The 18,271-nt window shown below is 62.9% G+C and carries 9 protein-coding genes, 1 pseudogene and 1 riboswitch; of the genes and pseudogenes, 9 read left to right on the forward strand and 1 reads right to left on the reverse strand.

The annotated features are described in order from the left end of the window. Nucleotides 1-132 precede the first annotated feature (132 nt). The 4 genes from ABE960_RS00550 to ABE960_RS00565 are packed head-to-tail and all read left to right on the forward strand — an operon-like array spanning nucleotide 133 to nucleotide 4,949. Nucleotides 133-462 carry an endonuclease domain-containing protein gene (locus tag ABE960_RS00550; protein ID WP_349760269.1) on the forward strand — a complete coding sequence of 110 codons (330 nt, stop codon included), beginning with the start codon at nucleotides 133-135 and terminating at the stop codon, nucleotides 460-462. After that, nucleotides 459-3,107 (forward strand): McrB family protein, encoded by a 2,649-nt coding sequence (locus ABE960_RS00555; RefSeq protein ID WP_349760270.1) that lies wholly within the window; start codon nucleotides 459-461, stop codon nucleotides 3,105-3,107. Before ABE960_RS00550 ends, ABE960_RS00555 begins: the two co-directional genes overlap by 4 nt. Continuing rightward, on the forward strand, nucleotides 3,104-4,387 hold the full coding sequence (locus ABE960_RS00560; RefSeq protein ID WP_349760271.1) for an McrC family protein: 1,284 nt from the start codon (nucleotides 3,104-3,106) through the stop codon (nucleotides 4,385-4,387). Before ABE960_RS00555 ends, ABE960_RS00560 begins: the two co-directional genes overlap by 4 nt. Next, the gene (locus tag ABE960_RS00565) at nucleotides 4,347-4,949 is read left to right on the forward strand and encodes a hypothetical protein (RefSeq protein WP_349760272.1); all 603 of its coding nucleotides are present in this window, start codon (nucleotides 4,347-4,349) and stop codon (nucleotides 4,947-4,949) included. The genes ABE960_RS00560 and ABE960_RS00565 overlap by 41 nt, the downstream gene beginning before the upstream one ends. Nucleotides 4,950-5,798: 849 nt before the next feature. Here ABE960_RS00565 and ABE960_RS00570 read toward each other — a convergent pair. Beyond that, on the reverse strand, nucleotides 5,799-6,332 hold the full coding sequence (locus tag ABE960_RS00570; RefSeq protein ID WP_349760273.1) for a terminase small subunit: 534 nt from the start codon (nucleotides 6,330-6,332) through the stop codon (nucleotides 5,799-5,801). A 132-nt stretch (nucleotides 6,333-6,464) separates the two neighbouring features. After that, nucleotides 6,465-6,542, forward strand: a riboswitch (SAM riboswitch). 161 nt (nucleotides 6,543-6,703) lie between these two features. Here ABE960_RS00570 and ABE960_RS00575 point away from each other — a divergent pair. The 5 genes and pseudogenes from ABE960_RS00575 (at nucleotide 6,704) to ABE960_RS00595 (ending at nucleotide 18,271) form a co-directional block, all read left to right on the forward strand. Next, nucleotides 6,704-7,381: a hypothetical protein gene (locus ABE960_RS00575; RefSeq protein ID WP_349760274.1), complete on the forward strand. Its 678-nt coding sequence runs from the start codon at nucleotides 6,704-6,706 to the stop codon at nucleotides 7,379-7,381. Beyond that, nucleotides 7,378-7,467: pseudogene (locus ABE960_RS00580) on the forward strand (S-adenosylmethionine synthetase N-terminal domain-containing protein); the annotation flags it as partial. The gene ABE960_RS00575 and the pseudogene ABE960_RS00580, both read left to right, overlap by 4 nt. A gap of 244 nt (nucleotides 7,468-7,711) precedes the next feature. Then, the gene (locus ABE960_RS00585; RefSeq protein WP_349760275.1) at nucleotides 7,712-10,639 is read left to right on the forward strand and encodes a DEAD/DEAH box helicase; all 2,928 of its coding nucleotides are present in this window, start codon (nucleotides 7,712-7,714) and stop codon (nucleotides 10,637-10,639) included. 22 nt (nucleotides 10,640-10,661) lie between these two features. Continuing rightward, entirely contained in the window at nucleotides 10,662-13,226 is a 2,565-nt protein-coding gene (locus ABE960_RS00590) for a hypothetical protein (protein ID WP_349760276.1), read from the forward strand. A gap of 35 nt (nucleotides 13,227-13,261) precedes the next feature. Beyond that, nucleotides 13,262-18,271: an Eco57I restriction-modification methylase domain-containing protein gene (locus ABE960_RS00595; RefSeq protein WP_349760277.1), complete on the forward strand. Its 5,010-nt coding sequence runs from the start codon at nucleotides 13,262-13,264 to the stop codon at nucleotides 18,269-18,271.

An 18,271-nucleotide genomic window follows, 5' to 3' on the forward strand; every position in this document is an offset into this window, starting at 1 on the left:
AGCCGGCAGCCGGCAGCCGGCCGAAGCTAAACGCCAAAACAACGCTTTGCTCGCTACTCCCAGGCACTCCAACAGCAGACCAAGCGCGCGCAGGAACACTGGCAGGAGGACCTCGGCCCGGAGTATCCGACCGTGAGCAACCCAGAGCGTGTATCCGACTGGGAGCGCCTGTTCTATCGCGCCATGTATCAGGCGGGCATACGCGCCATCCCGCAGTACAAGGTCGAGAAGTATGACCTCGACTTCGCACTGTTCGATGGCGAGCGCAAGTTGAACATCGAGATCGACGGCGAACGTTACCACCGCAATTGGACTGGCGAACTGTGCCGTCGCGACCAGATGCGCAATCTGCGACTTTTCGAGCTTGGCTGGGAAATCAAGCGGTTCTGGGTATATGAAGTTCGGGATGATCTTAGCCGCTGCATCCAGAAGATCAAGGAATGGCAGGAGAGAGAGACATGAGTCGATACAACCCTCATCACGAAATAGATGCCCTGCTAAATGCGGCTCAGCGGTGGCGGGATCACTGCCTGCTTGAGGATGGGAGTCTGTTCACAGATACCAGCCTATGGACATTGAAGCACCTCGATGAACTGGAGCGTGCCTTCAACCAGAATCCGATCGAGGGGGGCGAAACTTTCACCGACAAGCTGGCTATGCAATTGGCTGATGCCTCTCCTGAGGCCATCCAACTGATGGCGGAGCTCAACTGGCTTCTGCTGCTATTCTCCAGCAATATTAAACCCGATACCAAACGCAGTCAGATCCGTCAGATCTGGGAATTGAGCGGATTACCCTTCCCGGTCGACACCCCATTGATTGCTGACCATGTTCTTATTGGCGTAGGGAGCACGGGGACGGGTTTTAATACCCATCGCTGGCGCGAGCTGGTATTTCTCATCGATGTCATGAGAGCCTTCAAGCAATTGGATGCCTCCACACGCCAGAAACTCTTGAATTCTCCCTGGGAGTTCTGCGACTGGATGGCCAGCATCCCAAGGGAAGGAGCTCGCCAGTTCCGGCATGTCTTGCGTTTTTTGCTCTTTCCCAGTGATTTCGAGCGAATCTCGGTGACCCGAGACAAGACAGCCGTCCTAGAGTCGATTTCCGGATTACCCAAGTCCAGGATCAGAAATATGCTCGACAGAGAGCTCGACGAGGCTCTACTGGAACTGCGTACAAGACTCGAGAAGGAGTACGGTACCGATGTCGATTTCTATGTGTCGCCTTGGGTCGATAGCTGGCAGCAGACGCAACGAAGCTGGCTGATGGCCTGGAGCCCGGACCACTGGCCCTGGAAGTCGTACCAGGATGACCGACTCAAGATCGCCAGCGGAGAGAACGTTACCTTGCCGTGGCGAACCTCCTCCATCCAGCCGCGTGAGGGTGAAACCTTGTATCTGGTGCGTGTGGGGCAGGAACCGCGGGGCTTGATCGCCCGCGGCAATATCGCTTCGGCGCCGTATGAGGATGCCCACTACGATCCGGAGCGGGCCGCCAACGGAGATACCGCTCGGTTCGTCGATATAACCCTGACCGACCTGCGCGACCCTGATGTGGACGCCTACATCAGCATGGCCGACCTCCAGGCCGGCACTACTGACGGTCAGACCTGGTCGCCGCAGGGTTCGGGCATCGAGATCAAGTCACTCTCGGCCAAGCTGGTCGGCAAGCTGTGGGAGAAGCTGCCCCCGGTGAAGGTCTCTGCCGCCAAGCCCGACACCCCCAAGCAGCAGGCCATCCAGATCGCCCGACCGGTCAACACGATCTTTTACGGCCCCCCCGGCACCGGCAAGACCTATCACCTGCGCATCCACTTGATGCCGCGCTACGAGAGCCAGGCCAATCAGGCGCCCACCGGCGAATGGCTGGAGGAGCAGCTGGCGAACACCTCCTGGTGGGAGGCCATCGCCCTGGCGCTGGCACACCTGGGCGGAAATGCCAGCGTGAACCAGCTGTTGATTCACCCCTACTTCAAGGCCAAGGCGCGGGTACAAGGGCGGGCCAACAACCCCCACCTGCGCCAGACCTGCTGGGGGACATTACAGCAGCACGCGGTGCTGGATTCGGAAACGGTCAAGACGGCCGCCGAGAAGCGAATCTCACCGCTGGTCTTCGACAAGCAGCATGGCGGACGCTGGATCCTGACCGGCGAGTGGGAGGAAGTGGGCGAGGAACTGCGTGAGAAACTCACCCAGTTGCAAAGGGGACCCGCCAGCGACGACGCCCGTATCAAGCGCCACCTGACGGTGACCTTCCACCAGTCCTACAGCTATGAGGACTTCGTCGAGGGGATTCGCCCGCAGACGACGGAGGAAGGCGGCATCAGCTATGAGGTTCGCGACGGTCTGTTCAAGGCGTTCTGTAAGCGTGCCAGCCAGGACCCCCACCAGCGCTATGCGTTGTTCATCGACGAGATCAATCGCGGCAACATCTCGCGCATCTTCGGCGAGCTGATCACCCTGATCGAGGCCGACAAGCGCGCCTGGTGGGACGAGGAGGGCCAGCTGGTCGAAGGGATCGAACTGGTGCTGCCCTACTCCGGCGAGCGCTTCGGGGTGCCCAAGAACCTCGATATCTACGCCACCATGAACACCGCCGACCGCTCCATCGCGCTGATGGATGCCGCGCTGCGGCGGCGCTTCCACTTTCAGGAACTGATGCCGGAGCCCAAGCGGATTCCTGGCAGCCAAGGGGACGGCTACATCCCCGACGGCGAGGGTAGCCTTCTCAATCTGCGCGCACTGCTCAAGGCCATCAACCTACGCCTGCGCTATCTGCTGCACCGCGATCAGACCTTCGGCCACGCCTACCTCACTGATGTAAAGGATCTCGATGCCCTGCGCCAGGTGATGGTCTTCGACATCATCCCCATGCTGGCGGAGTACTTCTATGACGACTGGCGCCAGATCCGCCGAGTGCTGGCCGATGAAGGGGCCGATGCCGAGCAGCAGCTGATCACCGCCACCACCCTCGACCCGGCCCAGCTATTCCCCGGCAGCGACGATTTGCTGGCTGAGCGACCAGACTACCGGGTAAAAGCGCCTGATGAGATCAGCGCCGACGCTATCAGGAAGATCTACGAGTCGCTGGAAGGCGAGGCATGAGGCAGCTGACCGCCTACGAGCATGGCTGGCTGGATTTCGGCGAGGGGCGCGACCTAGCGCTGCATGAAGTCGAGGCGCTAGCCTCCGCGGAAGGGGTGCTTCCACCCGGCTGCCTGCAGTGGGGCCACCGGCGGGTTAAGTTTACCCAGTTCTGCGGCGTGGTTCAGGTGGACGGGCTGCAGGTGGAGGTGCTGCCTAAACTCACTCCCTACCAGACCGAAGCTCAGCAGCGTGACACCCTACTGACCATGCTCGCCTGCGCCGGTGACCTGGAGGGCGTGGACAACCTGGGTGCGGGACTGGCGACCAATCGAACCACCCTGCTGGACCTGTTCATCCGCCATTTCGCCCATCTGCTGGAACGACAGCTTCAGCAGGGGCTGCTGCGCGACTACCGGGACATCGACGACACCCTGGATCAGGTACGCGGTCGCATCGACCTGGTGCGTCAGCAGCGCGAGAACCTCTTCAAGCCACAGCGCCTGGCCTGCCGATACAGCGAGCTGGTCGCCGACATTCCGGTCAACCGCCTGCTCCACAGCGCCTTGCGGTTGGTGATATTACTCTGCACCAGCCCCATGCTGGCTCAGCAGCTCCACGCCCTGCGCATGCGATTCGGCCAGGTCGGCACCCTTGCTCACCATGAACGGGGGCCCGCGGCCGATCAGCTCAACCGGATGCAGAGTCGCTATTACCCGCTGGTGGCGCTGGCCCATCTGTTCCTGGACGGCCAATTCCTGGATGCCCGCTCCGGGCGCCAGCAGGCCTTCAGCCTGCTCTTCGACATGAACCGTCTCTTCGAGCGCTATACCGCCAGCCGGCTCAGGCCGTTGGCGAGCCGTCATGGGCTCAAGCTGATGGAGCAAGGCCCTCGCCGCTACCTGGGCCAGGAAGATAACGGCCGCGGCCGCCTGCAGATGCGTCCCGATATCAGCCTGCGGGATGTCAGGGGGCGCCCGGTGGTCATTCTGGATACCAAGTGGAAACGCATCGAAGGCCCCGTTGCGCTGGCAGCACTCTCGGCGGCGGACCTCTATCAAATGGCGGCCTATGCCACCGCCTACGGATGTGGATCAGTCGTACTGCTCTACCCTGAACAAGCCCATCTCAGGTCGGGACAGACCCACCACCTCACGCTGGCGGGTCCTCAGAGGGTCAGGTTAACCCTAGGCGCTATCCCTTTAGATGGTCAGCTAATCAATACTGACCTGCTGGAAGAAGGCAGCCAATCAATGCGAGATGAACTTCAGGCAGGTGTTGCGCCTGTCACACTTATTTGATGAGTTTCAGAAACCAGAAAAATACGACGGCAGGGAAGAAAAAGTGATGAAAAAAGGAATCCTAGGAGTACTCGCCGGCGCGCTGCTGACAACGACCTCATCAGTGGCATTGGGCAGCTGCTATTACAGCTCGGTTCAAACCCCTACGCCCTTCATGGGCAACCATGGCGAAATTTTCCAGCTGATGGACGGGTCATTTTGGGAAGTGATCCATGAGTATGAATATCTCTATGAGTATTACCCAGAGGTGGTGGTCTGCCCTAACCGAGGGCAATTGATGATAGACGGGAAGGCGCTAAATATTCAGCAGGTAGCGGGTGGAGGCACGGCATCAGGAAGCAGTGGGAGCATCATCGAGTCTCACATTGATGGTGAATTCGAAGGCTGGGAGGGTGAGACTATCTTTCGGCTAATGAATGGTCAGATCTGGCAGCAGAGCAGCTACTCCTACCTCTACAGCTACAGTTATAGTCCACGGGTCGTCATTATGCGGCTACGCGGCGGATACGAGATGCAGGTTGAAGGTATCGATCAGCGCATCCAAGTCCACCGGCTGCAGTAACAAGTAGGTATCTCTCCTCTTCATTATGTGAGAGGCAAGGTCACTGCGCTCTCTTACAAGTAGACTCGGCGATCTCCTACAGCAAGCAGTGTCATCCTCAGCCACGATGACACATGCAAGGGTGTCGCCGGAAGTATTCGGCCCGGCCGTCCTATAGCTCGCGGCACCCAGCACTAAGGAATGGTGAAGTGCCAAGGAAGGCTTTCCGCCCTCCTGGCTCACAATGCTCTATATCAGTTGAGAAGGGTCTTCCTGCTTCACGTAGCCGAGCTTCTGGTTCAGCCTGTCAATCTTGTCTCTCAGCTCCTCGCTGCTCAGGTGCGCGTAGGGGCTTTCCGAGTCGGCTTTCTGATCTTAGTCGAGCTGATAGGCCTAGCGCTCTCCCTTCACGGTCTTCATCAGGGCGTCGATACCGGCATTGAGGCTGCGCGAGAACTTGTCGTGGTTCTCGTCCGTGATTTCCATGGTGGCCAGGTGTTGGGCGAGATGCTCGGCGATGATCCGCCACTGTGCGATGGACTTGCGGTGGGCCTCGACAATAGAGGCCGCGTCATCGCTGGCGGCCTGGATGATGCGCGCATCGTCGCTGTGCGCGATAGCTTGGCACGGGTGGCGGCGCGGACTTCGTCGGAAAGATCCCGCTGCCAGCCTAGCGCCCTGGCCCTGCTGCGCAGGGTGGACTCGGGCACCTAGTGCCTGGCGGCGAGGTGACGGATGGAGAGCTGGCCCGCGCGTAAGTCGCGCTCAATGGTCTCCCAGTCGTACTAGCTCATAGTGCTATCCTCCCGGATGGCATGGTGATAAGGCCCCAGCTCAAAGCCGGGGCCCGTGAGGTGGTGAAGTTATAAATTAGTGCTTGCGCTTACCTGGCTCCTTCAGCATCTCGCGATACAGCTTGCTGGCCTCCTCGGGCTCCATGCGCTCCATTTCAGCAGCGACCAACTCAATCCGCGTGACTGTCTCGGCGCCTTCATGCTCGTGCCTGTCGGTGAACAACTTCAGATGCTTGCCCAGCATCTCGTAGCCTTTCAGCGCGTTGCTGGCGTCATAACGATAGGCCACGGCCATCTCGCCATCGAGCGTCTCAATCATCATGGGCTCGCCACGTGAATTGCGCACGACCTCGCCCTGCTCGCAGCGACGGACGTTGTGCAGGATGCCTTGCAGCACCATGTCGGCGTTGATCTGGGTTCGCTCTGAGCGCTCCTGGGTCCGAGCCTCGATGGCAGACGCTATGTCAGGTTTTGACAAGTTCTCGGCACCCACCTGCCGGGCGGTCTTTTCACTGTAGCCGGCACGGATGGCCGCCTGGGTGGCATTGAGGTCGATCAGATATTCATCTACAAACCGGGATTGCTTTGGCGTGAGTCGAACTCGGGTCATGAGGCGATCCTCTCGGATGGCTGGACTTTCATTATATCTCGATCATGAAGTAAGTTGATATCAGCAACGAAATCAACGGGTCATGAACATCGTCCGCCATCGTCGTTGACACCCTTTCAGCTCACCGCTAACGTCTATCTCAGCGCCGATTTGAACACCAGCTTGCGGGCGCTCTACAAATCCAGCTAAAGCGACCCCAGAGGCCCGCTTTAGCAAACGCTGAGTGGATTTTTTGTTGTCTGGCCTTCGGGCCACCGCCGATTTAAGCACCAACTTGCGGGCGGGATAGAAATGCAGCTAAAGCGGCGCCGTGACTCCCATCCCCCGAGTCGGCGCTTGCCGACCGATTCCAGGGGGAACCAGGAGTTCACATGCCCTACCTTCATCAGCCGCCCCACGACCTAGAGTTGGACGTCTGGCTCAAGCAACCCGAAAACCGCTTGAGCGTACCCGACGATGCCGAACTTGCCTGCCTGCAGGAGATCCATCTGGGCGTCGTTGACGTGATCCCCGAGGCGCTGTTCTTCCGTCGCCATGACGGCTTGGACGAGTTGTGGGCCGCTGGCCTGACCCACGGTGCCCCAGGCAAGCCGCGGGAGGAGCAGTTGGCCAACGCCTATCAGCAGGGGCGCGTGGCATGGGCAGGCAGCCAGGGTACCCGCGCCACGGGGGTCGAGATCCTGTTTCGTGCCCTCACCGCCGCCCGCCATGGCCATGTCTGGCCCGAGGCCTTCCGCGAAGGTCCCCTGATCACCGAGTCTGTCCATCGCCGCATCGTCGGCGAGTTGGAGGCCGAGGTTGAGCGCAACCGCCAGGAGGCAGAAGCGCAGTCCCAGGCCACAATCATCGCCATGGCCCATAAACTAGGCCTTCGACCCGAGCCTGCCGGTGCCTCCCCCTCCGCGTGGTACGCCGACTGCCCCGGAAAGAGCCATCGACTGATGATCAGCAGCAGCTCTAATCAGTTCGGCTGCGGCTACTGCCGCGTGAAGGGAGGCACCGCCGAGCTGGAAGCGTTGGTAAAGCAGCGCAAGGAGGCCCGCTCATGACCCGCCACCACCTCTTCACTTCCGAGTCGGTCTCCGACGGGCACCCCAACAAGTTCGCCGATCGCATCTCGGATGCCATCCTCGACCGCTGCCGGAGCTCTAGTCCCTGGCCAATTAGTGGCAGTGGATGAGCGAGATCTCTGCGAGCAAGCGACGTCTGCTTAGGCCGCTGTTGACTAATACAGACAGCCCCTCTTCACTTTGTTACGCTAAGATTTATTAGAGCACTTAACAGAAAAGTGCCCAGGAGTCGCAGGGACGCACGACTGACAAACCAGGAGCACGTCCCTCGAATCGGAGCATGGCCGCTCGCAGACGTCGGGGGGAAGCATGGGTCAAGACCAGCAGTTTGCGCCGGGCATGCGCCTGGAAATCCGCGACGCGGAGTGGCGCCTCACGCGCCTGGATCATTCGAACGACGGTGGCTACCTGCTCGGCTGCACCGGGCTTTCCGAACTGGTACGCGGCCGTGATGCCCAGTTTCTCAGCCGTCTGGAAGATGAGATCCGCATCCTCGACCCGGCCACCACCGAATTGGTCGACGACATCTCGCGGGGCTACCGCGCCGGCCTGCTCAACCTGGCCACCCAGCTGCGCGATACCGCCCCGGCAGATGATCGCATCCACCTCGGCCACCATGCCGCCATGGATGCCCTGCCCTTCCAGCTCGAACCCACTCGTCAGGCGCTGGGCCAACCCCGGGCGCGCATCCTGATCGCCGACGCCGTTGGTCTCGGCAAGACCCTGGAAGCCGGGATCCTGACCAGCGAGCTGATCCACCGCGGACGCGGCAAGCGCATTCTGGTGCTGGCGGTTAAATCCATGCTTGGCCAGTTCCAGCAAGAGTTCTGGAACCGCTTCACCATCCCCCTGACCCGACTCGACTCCCAGGGGTTAGCCAGGGTACGGGGCCGCATACCGGCCAACCATAACCCCTTCCACTACTTCGACCGGGCGATCATCTCCATCGATACCCTCAAGCAGGATATCGAGTATCGCCACTACTTGGAGCAGGCCCACTGGGACATCATCATCATTGATGAGGCCCATAACGTCGCCGAGCGCGCCGGCGCCCACGGCGCCTCGCAGCGCGCCCGCCTGGCCCGGCTGCTAGCCACACGCTCCGACACCCTGATCATGCTTTCGGCCACGCCTCATGACGGCAAGGCCGAGAGCTTCGCCAGCCTGATGAACATGCTGGACCCGACCGCCATCGCCAATCCCAGCGACTATGCCAACGAGGACTTCCGCGACAAGGGCCTGGTGATCCGCCGCTTCAAGAAGCACGTCCGCGACCAACTCGGCGACTTCCCTGACCGCGAGATCGCCCGCCACCACGCCCCGGCCAGCCGCGAAGAAGAGCACGCCTTCGACGAGCTGATGAACGTCACCTTCCACACCCTGGACGGCAAGCGCACCGCCGGCAGCGGCCTGTTCCGCACCCGCCTGGAGAAGACCCTCTTCTCCAGCCCGGCTGCCTGCTTGAGCACCATCACCAATCGACTCAAGCGCCTTGAAAAGCAGGCACCCAGCCCCGAACGTGATGACGATATCTCGAGTCTAGAAGGCCTGGCCCTGGCGGTTCGCGCCGTCACCCCGGAGCGCTTCGGCAAGTACCAGGCACTGCTCGAACTGCTGGGCAACAGGGCCGGACAGGGCGAACTGGGCTGGCACCGCGACGCCGATGATCGTCTGGTGATCTTCACCGAGAGCCTGGTCACGCTCGCCTTCCTCGAGGAACACCTGCCCGCCGATGCCGGCCTCAAGGCCAACCAGATGGCGGTGCTGCGTGGCACCGACCGCGATCGTGACCTCATGGCCACAGTGGAGGCCTTCAACCGCGGTGACAGCCCGCTGCGCCTGCTACTGTGTTCAGACGTGGCCGCCGAGGGCATCAACCTTCACCACCGCGCCCACCGCCTGGTGCACTTCGATATCCCCTGGTCGCTGATGGTCTTCCAACAGCGCAATGGCCGCATCGATCGCTACGGCCAGACCCAAGCCCCCCAGATCCGCTACCTGCTCACTGAATCGAGGCACCCCAAGGTGCGCGGCGACCAGCGCGTGCTCGAGGTGCTCATCGACAAGGACGACCAGGCCAGCCGCAACATCGGTGACCCCTCGGAGTTCAGCGCCGGCCGAACTCAGGAAGAGCAGGAAGCCCAGGTGACCGAGGTGCTGGAGCGCGACAACGACCCCAATGACCTCTCAGACATCTTCGCCGGCCTGCTCGACGACCAGCTCGCCCAGAGCGAGTCGCCACTCGAGGCCTTCATCCCGGACAAACCTCAAGCCGCCAGCCTGGCCGAGCTGACCGCCCAGCCACCCAGGCTCTACCCCAGCACCCTGGCCTGGAGCCGCGCCGCCATCGACTGGCTGCGCCAGGAGATGCGAGACCAGGGCCAGGAACTGCAGGCCAGCGTCGACGAAAACGCCCAGCGACTGGAACTGGTCGCACCGGCGGATCTGCGCCAGCGGCTCGCTTACCTACCACGGGAGATCCGCCCCGAGCACGACCGCTTCATCCTGACGGCCGATATCCATCGCATGCAGCAGGCCCTCGACCAGGCCCGCCAGGAAGACGACCCCTGGCCCGCCGTGCAGTACCTGTGGCCGCTTCACCCGGTAATGGAATGGCTGCGCGACCGCATCCTCAACGCGTTTGGCCGCCACACCGCCCCGGTGATCCGTGTGCCCGGCCACCTCGCGCCAGGCCAGGCACGCTTTCTACTTCAGGGCGGCTATCCCAACCGCCGAGGTCAATCGCTGATCCAGGCCTGGTGTGCCGTACCGGTGAATACCGACAACGGCCAGATCGGTGATCCCATGGCCCTGGAAGACGCCCTGGCCGAGCTGTCACTCGACCCCACCGCCCTGCCCAACCCCGGCATCCACGGCGACACTAGCGCCCTGCAGGCTGCCCTTCCCGGTGCCGTTGCCGCCGCCCATCGCTACCTGGATGCCACCCGAGAGGTCCGAGAATCCGAGCTCAACGAACGCCTCAATGTGCAGATGCAGTCCATGGACGCCCTCAAGGCCCGCCACCGCCGGCAGATCGAGCTCGACCTCGCCGCCAGCCGCGAACAGGAAGGCCGCAAGCAGCGCCGCCGCGATGAGCGCACCGCCCAGCTCGAGCGCGTCTTCGACGACTACCTGGACTGGCTCGAAGCCACCCAGCAGATCGAGCGCCAGCCCTGGCTCCAGGTCGCCGCCGTCTTCACCGGCGATCCCGCTAGACCTGAGACTTCACCGGCATGATGGCCTGGCCAAGGAAACCGACATGACCCAATCGCCATCTTCAAGGCCACAGGCTGATATCGCACCAGTCGATGTCCTGGCCGGCCTGGGCGGGGCCGAGCGCGACGTGCTCGCCACCTTCCTCGCGCTGTTCGATGACAGCAAAATACGCCGCCGCCTGGTCAAGCGGGCCGAGGATTTCTACGAGAAAGTCTCAAGCTACGGAAAGACGCCATCGGAGGAAGAGTTCGACGTCCTTGCCCTGCCCGCTCCAGACAGCGAGGAAATTCAGCAGAACGCCCGCGAAATCGGCCAGCGCCAGGCCCACTGGCAACATAGTGAACACAGTGACGACATGCTACGCCTGCTGCTGTGGATACGCCTGCGCGACGCACTGGACCTACCCGCCCAGTTGACCAGCACCCATCGTGGTTGCCATTACCTGGCCGACGACATGGTCGCTCGGCTGCTTCAGGTGCTCGACCCACCCAACGTGAAGAAGTCGAGTCGTCGCTGGCTGAAGAAGCTCGGCAGGAAACAGGAGGGCGGCCACACGGCCACGCTTTCAGATATCGTGGTGCCGGTTCTGGATGAGCTGCTGAGCGAAGACGCCAAGGCGAAGTCACGCGATACCTTGTCGCCAGATGCCGAGCAGCGGCACCAGGCGCTGGCCGAGGCCGTGTCCCTGCTGGGCAGGATCGATGCCGACCGGCTGGAGCGTTTCCTCGACGAGGCCAGCGCCAACAGCGCCAATGACGCCGCCATGCGCAACACGGCGATCCTCGGTAGCTCACTCACCGCCGTGGGCGTCGGCGTGGGCGTCAGCGGTTTCGCCCCGTACCTGCTGGCGGCGCAGGCATCAGCCTTCATCCCCGTGATCAGTGGCCCTACCCTGGTCTCGTTTGTCTCGGTCATCAGCAACCCCATCACCATTCTGGCGGCGACCGCCACCGCTGGAGTCCACTTCGTCAAGAAAGCTGAAGACCGAGTCAATGCGCATGTCGCTGCCAGAGTGATCTCTTTGCTGGCCCTGACGGGCCTGCAAAAAGGCCACCTCGCACTGAACGCCACCTTGCAGTGCTTCACCCTGACGCCTTATCTGCCCAATCGATGGGACACCTCCGACAAGCTCTGGGGCGGACAGGAAACCATCGACGCCTATCAGGCCGAATGGCAGCGCCTGGCAGAACTCGCCGACACACCCAACCCGCGGCCTTCGGCCGAGACAGAACGGGTCATGGCGCGACACGTCGAGTCAGTCGGTGACCGAGCGCCAGCCGAAACTGCCAGCCCCCTGACCGGCAACGAGGCGGGCAACCTGGCCGCCATGGCCGGGCTGACTCTCGGCGATGTGCTATACAACCTTGCCGCCATCGAGCCCGAGGTCATCCAGGCCGCCGACTTCTCGCGCACCGCTGATATCGACAGCCGGCTAGACTTCGCCACCCTCGCCGAGCAGATACAGGGCAGCAGTCAGGTCGCCGCTCTTGGCGCCACCAGCCATCTCCAGGGCTACGTTGCCGAACAGGCTGTCGCCGCGCAGCTGATGGCTCAGGGCCACACCGTCAGCCTGCCGGAGACCGCCAACAACCCCGGCTGGGATCTGCTCGTCGATGGACAGCCCATGCAGGTCAAGTTCCACGACAGCCTCGCCGGCCTGCACGAACACTTTGCACGGTATGACATCCCCGTCATCGCCAATACCGAGCTCGACGGACGCATCCCCGAAGAATGGAGCGACCAGGTATTCTTCCTCGAAGGCCTCAGCAACGCCCGAATCGAGGCACTCACGACGCAGTCTCTCGAGGCCGGCGCCGAGGTATTCAGCCCGGATGTCGTGCCTGCAGCCGCCCTTATCACGATTACGCGCAGCGTACTGGCCTATCAACGCGGTCAGCTGAGTGCCCGGCAGACGCTCGAGCAGATCATGCTCGATGGCGGCGTGCGAATCGGCCTGGCCAGTGCCGGGGGTCTCGCCGGCCCCATCATCGGCGGCTTCATGTTCGGTCCGGCTGGCGCCCTAGTATTCGCCTCGGGCGGCCCGATACTCGCCCAATCCCTTACCCCCAAGGTCAGCCAGGGGATTAAGCATCACGCCTCCGGGGAAACGTACCGGGTATGGCAAGCCGAAGCCCATATTCGTCTCGATGCCCTTCATGGCCGCCTGCTCAATGCCCTGACCGCCAAGCGCGAGCAGATCGACACCAAGCTCGAGCGCTGTCCCGACAACTCGGCGGGCGACTACCTGCGCTGGCGGCTCAACGACGACCGTCGCCACACCCAGGAAATGCGGATTCACCTTCTCCGCCTGAGCGGTCAGGACAAACCCAAGGCCGAGACGCGCCTGCGCGAAACGCTTGAGCTCCTGGCCAGCGCCGGCCTTCACCCCGCGCATTACCAGGCCGAGCTCAGGGCCGTGACCGAGCACTTTGGCAAGCGCCCAGGGCTTGGAGTCACCGCCAAGGACTGGACGCGCAAGGCTGGAGAAACAGTTCTCACCGGCGCTAGCCTCGCAGGCGGTGTCTCCGCGGACGTCGGCAGCACGGTGTTGCGCAAGGCTCGCGAGAAGCGCGGCGGCAACAACCCGAAGGGCCGAGGCAGCCGATAGGCGCCCCCTTCCAACGACACCTGAAAAGAGCTCTCATGGCATACGCAGGCATCGTCAACGACAACGAGTTCTACAGCGAGCACTACCTCGCCGACATCTTCGAGGGTGACATCCGCGGCGTGCTCGAGGCCTGGCAGCAACACGCCACCGATAGCGGCGGCGAGACGCCCTGGGCCCTGATGCGCCGCGGTGCCCATGAGCGGCTGCGCGAGATCGAGGCCGTGCACGCCCTGGCCCGCCGCGGCCGCGCCCGAGAGGCGGTGGAGGATGCCCGGGCTCTGGCTCGCCCGCTGCTCGAGGCTTTCGGCTACAAGACGCAGCCCGAACGGCGCCTGCTCAGCGACGATTGCGAGATCCCGCTGCTTGCCGAGCTTTCCGCCCAGAACGGCGCCCCGCTGCTTTGGGTCATCGAAGCGCTGCCCCTCGAGGAGCCGGAGGGCGACCCCCTGGCCGCCGCGCCGCTGATGGAACAGTATCTCTCGCTCTCCGAGACCCCGCTGCCCACGGCCCTGCAGCGCGATCTCGACTCACAGACGCCGCCCAGCTGGCAGGGCCTGCTCTCCCGCGAGGTCTTCGCCCGCGAACGCCCGCCGCGCTGGGTGCTGCTGGTGGCGCCGCACCAGTGGGTGCTGATCGACCGCACCCGCTTCGCCCGCGGCCAGTTACTGCGCTTCGACTGGGTGGAGCTGCTCGCCCGCCGCGAGACCGAGGCGCTGAAAGCGGCAAGCGTCTTGCTGGGGCGCGAATCTCTGCTCGAGGCCAACGGCCAGAGCCTGCTCGACAGTCTCGACGAGAACGCCCACAAGCACGCCTACGGCGTCAGCGAGGACCTCAAGTACGCCCTGCGCGAATGCATCGAACTGCTCGGCAACGAGGCCGCCCGCCAGCTCGTCGAGCGCGCCCGCGCCCGCAAGGAGGGCATCTACTCCGGCCAACTCGACCCGGACCGCCTCTCCCGCGAGTGCCTGCGCACCATGTACCGCCTGCTGTTCCTGTTCTACATCGAGGCCCGCCCCGAACTCGGCTACGCCCCGGTAGACAGCCCCGTCTACCTCAGCGGCTACTCCCTGGAGGGCTTGCGCCAGCTGGAGATGACGCCCCTGACCAGCGAGCGCGAGCGCCAGGGCAGCTTCCTGCACCACTCCATCACCCGGCTGTTTCACCTGGTCCACGACGGCGTGGAAGCCCCCACTACCGACAGCCTCGATTTCGACGGCCTGAAGGTCGAGGGAACCGCCGGACGCCAGGCCGGGCGCAGTGCCTTCACCCTGCCGGCGTTGAAGAGCCACCTGTTCGACCCGGAACGCACCCGCCTGCTCGATAGCGTGGTCTTCCCCAACGCCGTCTGGCAGCAGGTCATCCACAAGATGTCACTCTCGCGGCCCACCACCGGCGGCCGGGGAAAACGCCGCCGCGGACGCATCAGTTATGCGCGCCTGGGCATCAACCAGCTCGGCGCCGTCTACGAGGCGCTGCTCAGCTACCGCGGCTTCTTCGCCGAACAGGAGCTGTTCGAGGTCAAGAAGACCGGCGAGGCCAACCCCGACCCGCTGGACACCGGCTACTTCGTCACCGCCGAACAGCTGGAACACTTCCGCGACGACGAGAAGGTCTACGACCGCGACGACGCCGGCCACCGGGTGCTGCGCCGACACCCGCGCAGCAGCTTCCTCTACCGCCTAGCCGGCCGCGACCGCGAGAAGTCCGCCTCCTACTACACCCCGGAGGTGCTCACCCGCTCGCTGGTCAAATACGCCCTGAAGGAACTCTACGCCGAGCAGCTCGACCCACTGCCCGATGACGCCGCCCGCGCCGAGCGCCTGCTCACCCTGACCCTCTGCGAGCCGGCCATGGGCAGTGCCGCCTTCCTCAACGAGGCCATCGACCAGCTCGCCGACAAGTACCTGGCCCTGGCCCAGAGCGCCCGCCAGCAGGAAGACCAAAACGATCGTGAAGCGAAGAGCGCCGACAGGATCGCCCAGGCCGACTACGCCGCAGAGAAACAGCGGGTGAAGATGTACCTGGCCGACCACAACGTCTTCGGCGTCGACCTGAACCCCGTGGCCGTGGAGCTGGCCGAGGTCTCGCTATGGCTCGGCGCGCTCTCCGCCGACCGCTTCGTGCCCTGGTTCGGCTTTCAGCTGCGCAGCGGCAACTCGCTGATCGGCGCCCGCCGCGAGGCTTACCCGGCCAGCGCCCTGAAGCTCAAGCCCAAGGACCCGGCGGCCTGGCTCAACCGCGCCGGCGATGCCGTGGCACTTTCCACCGACGACGACAGCGAAGATACCCCGCTCGGCGAGCGTATCTGGCACTTTCTGCTGCCGTTCCCGGGCATGGCGGATTACACCGACCGCATCGCCCGCCAGCTTTTCAGCGAGCAAACCAACGCCATCCGTCAGTGGAAGCGACAATTCACCAAGCCCTTCGCCGCCGACGAGCTAAAGCGCCTCACAAGGCTCAGCGCCGAGGTGGAGGCGCTGTGGGTCGAGCACACCCGCGAGCTGGCGCGCATTCGCACCCGCACCAGCGACCCCTATCCCATCTACGGCCGAAAGGCCATCGGCGAGCCCACCAGCCTGGCCTTCAAGGATGCCCTGGAAGCCTCGCTCACCCAGCGTTACCAGCAGAGCGCCCCGGCCTTCCGCCGGCTCAAGCTGGCCATGGACTATTGGTGCGCGCTGTGGTTCTGGCCCATCGACCGTACCGAGGAACTGCCCAGCCGCGAGGAGTGGCTGTGGGACCTGGAGACCCTGCTGCTCGGCGACACCATCGGCGGCGGCCCCAGCCACGACACCCCGGACCTCTTCCAGTTGGAACCGGACCGGGTGGAGGAAGGCCAGCGCTTCGTCGACCGCTTCGGTGTGGTCAAGCTCGAGACCCTGTTCCGCGCCTGCCCGCGGCTGGCGCTCGCCGACGAGCTGGCCGAGCAGCGCCGCTTCTTCCACTGGGAGCTGGAATTCGCCGATATCTTCTCCGGTGCCCTCAGCGGCCGCCGCGGCTTCGACCTGGTGCTGGGTAACCCCCCCTGGCTCAAGGTGGAGTGGCAGGAAGGCGGCATCATGGGCGACCACCAGCCGCTCTTCGCCCTGCGCAACATCTCCGCCAGCAAGCTCGCCGAGATGCGCGAGCAGGCCTTTAACGACCATCCCGACCTGCTCACCGCCTGGCGGGAGGAATACGAGGAGAGCGAAGGCACCCAGGCGTTTCTCAATGCCGCCAGCAACTACCCGCTGCTCAAGGGCGTACAGACCAACCTCTACAAGTGCTTCCTGCCCACCGCTTGGCGGTTGGGCAGCGAACAAGGGGTGGCCGGCTTCCTCCATCCCGAAACTGTCTACGATGACCCCAAGGGCGGCGTCTTCCGCGAAGCGATCTATCCGCGGCTAAGGGCGCACTTTCAGTTCATCAACGAAACCAAGTTGTTCGCCGAGGTCCATAACCAGACGCTTTTCAGCATTAATATCCATGGGCCCCTCGAGGGAAGCCCGAGCTTCTGGAATCTCGGCAACCTCTTCGTGCCCAATACCATCGACGCCTGCTTTTCACATAATGGAGAGGGTGAGGTACCCGGCATCAAGGAAGAATACGAAGGCCAGGACGGCCGCCCACGCGTGAAATGGAACGTCACCGGACACCGCGACCGCGTGATCCAGGTCGATACGGATACGCTGGGGCTCTTCGCCTCGCTCTATGACGAGGCCAGCACGCCACCATTGCAGGCTCGCCTGCCGGTCCTGCATGCCCGTCAGTTGCTCAGCGTACTGGAACGCTTCGCCGCTCAACCGATACGCCTTGGGGACCTCAAAGACGAATACACATCGACGGTAATGTTCGATGAGACTTATGCCCAGCGCGACGGCACCATTCAGCGAGAAACACGCTTTCCCCAGGATTCCGGCGAATGGATCCTCAGCGGCCCGCACTTCTTCGTCGGCAACCCACTATTCAAGTCACCACGCCCAGGCTGCAAGAGCAACAAGGATTACGACAATCTAGACCTGGAAGCCCTGCCCGACGACTACCTGCCGCGCACCAACTACGTGCCCACTTGCGGTGCAGATAGCTACGCCGCCCGCACACCGCGCGTCAGCTGGATAGAGGAAGGGGAAAGCCAGCCCAGAAAGGTAACGGAGTATTATCGGTTCATCAGTAGGGAAATGCTTAGCCAATCTGGTGAGAGAACACTGATAGGCGCACTGTTACCCAAGGGACCTGGAAATATCCACACATGCATCCAGCAAGTGTTCAAGAGTGAACAGGAACTCCTGACCTTCTATATCGGCGCGCTTTCTGTTCCAGTCGATTTCCAGGTAAAGACGACTGGAGCAGGCCATGCTAACAAAAGTGTCATCGCCAAGTTCCCGATGGTTCATCTAAAAGGCACAACCAGAAATTCAGCAATGATTCGTGCCTTGTCACTTGCGTGCCTCACAAGCCACTACGCCGATCTCTGGCACTCCTGCTGGCTGGATGATTTCAAGCAGGCCCGCTGGGCCAGCCGAAGCTCGCTGCTGGACCACAACTTCTTCGCCAACCTCACCTCGGAGTGGCAGCGCCACTGTGCGCTGCGCAGCGACTACGCCCGCCGCCAGGCCCTGGTCGAGATCGACGTGCTGGTTGCCCAGGCGCTGGGAATGAGCCTGGAAGACCTCAAGACTATCTATCGCGTGCAGTTTTCGGTGATGCGCCAGTACGAGGCCGACACCTGGTACGACGCCCGCGGCCGCATCGTCTTCACCCCCAGCAAGGGCCTCGTCGGCGTCGGTCTGCCCCGCAAGGCCAACAGAAAGGACCTGGACAAAGATATCCACTACTCCATCGAATCCCCGGACCGCAAGGGCTCTTCACAAAATTACGGTATCGCACTGGGCTGGGAAGACATTCAGGACATGCAGGAAGGCGTCGTCCGCAAGACCTACCTGGACGACACCCTCCCCGACGGCCCCTGGGAAAAGACCGTGGAATACCACGCCCCCTTCACTCGCCCGGATCGGGAGAAGGATTACGAGGAAGCCTGGGCGTTTTTTGAGAATTCACAAAACTAA

The organism is Halomonas aquatica, assembly GCF_040196335.1.
GTDB lineage: Bacteria > Pseudomonadota > Gammaproteobacteria > Pseudomonadales > Halomonadaceae > Halomonas > Halomonas aquatica.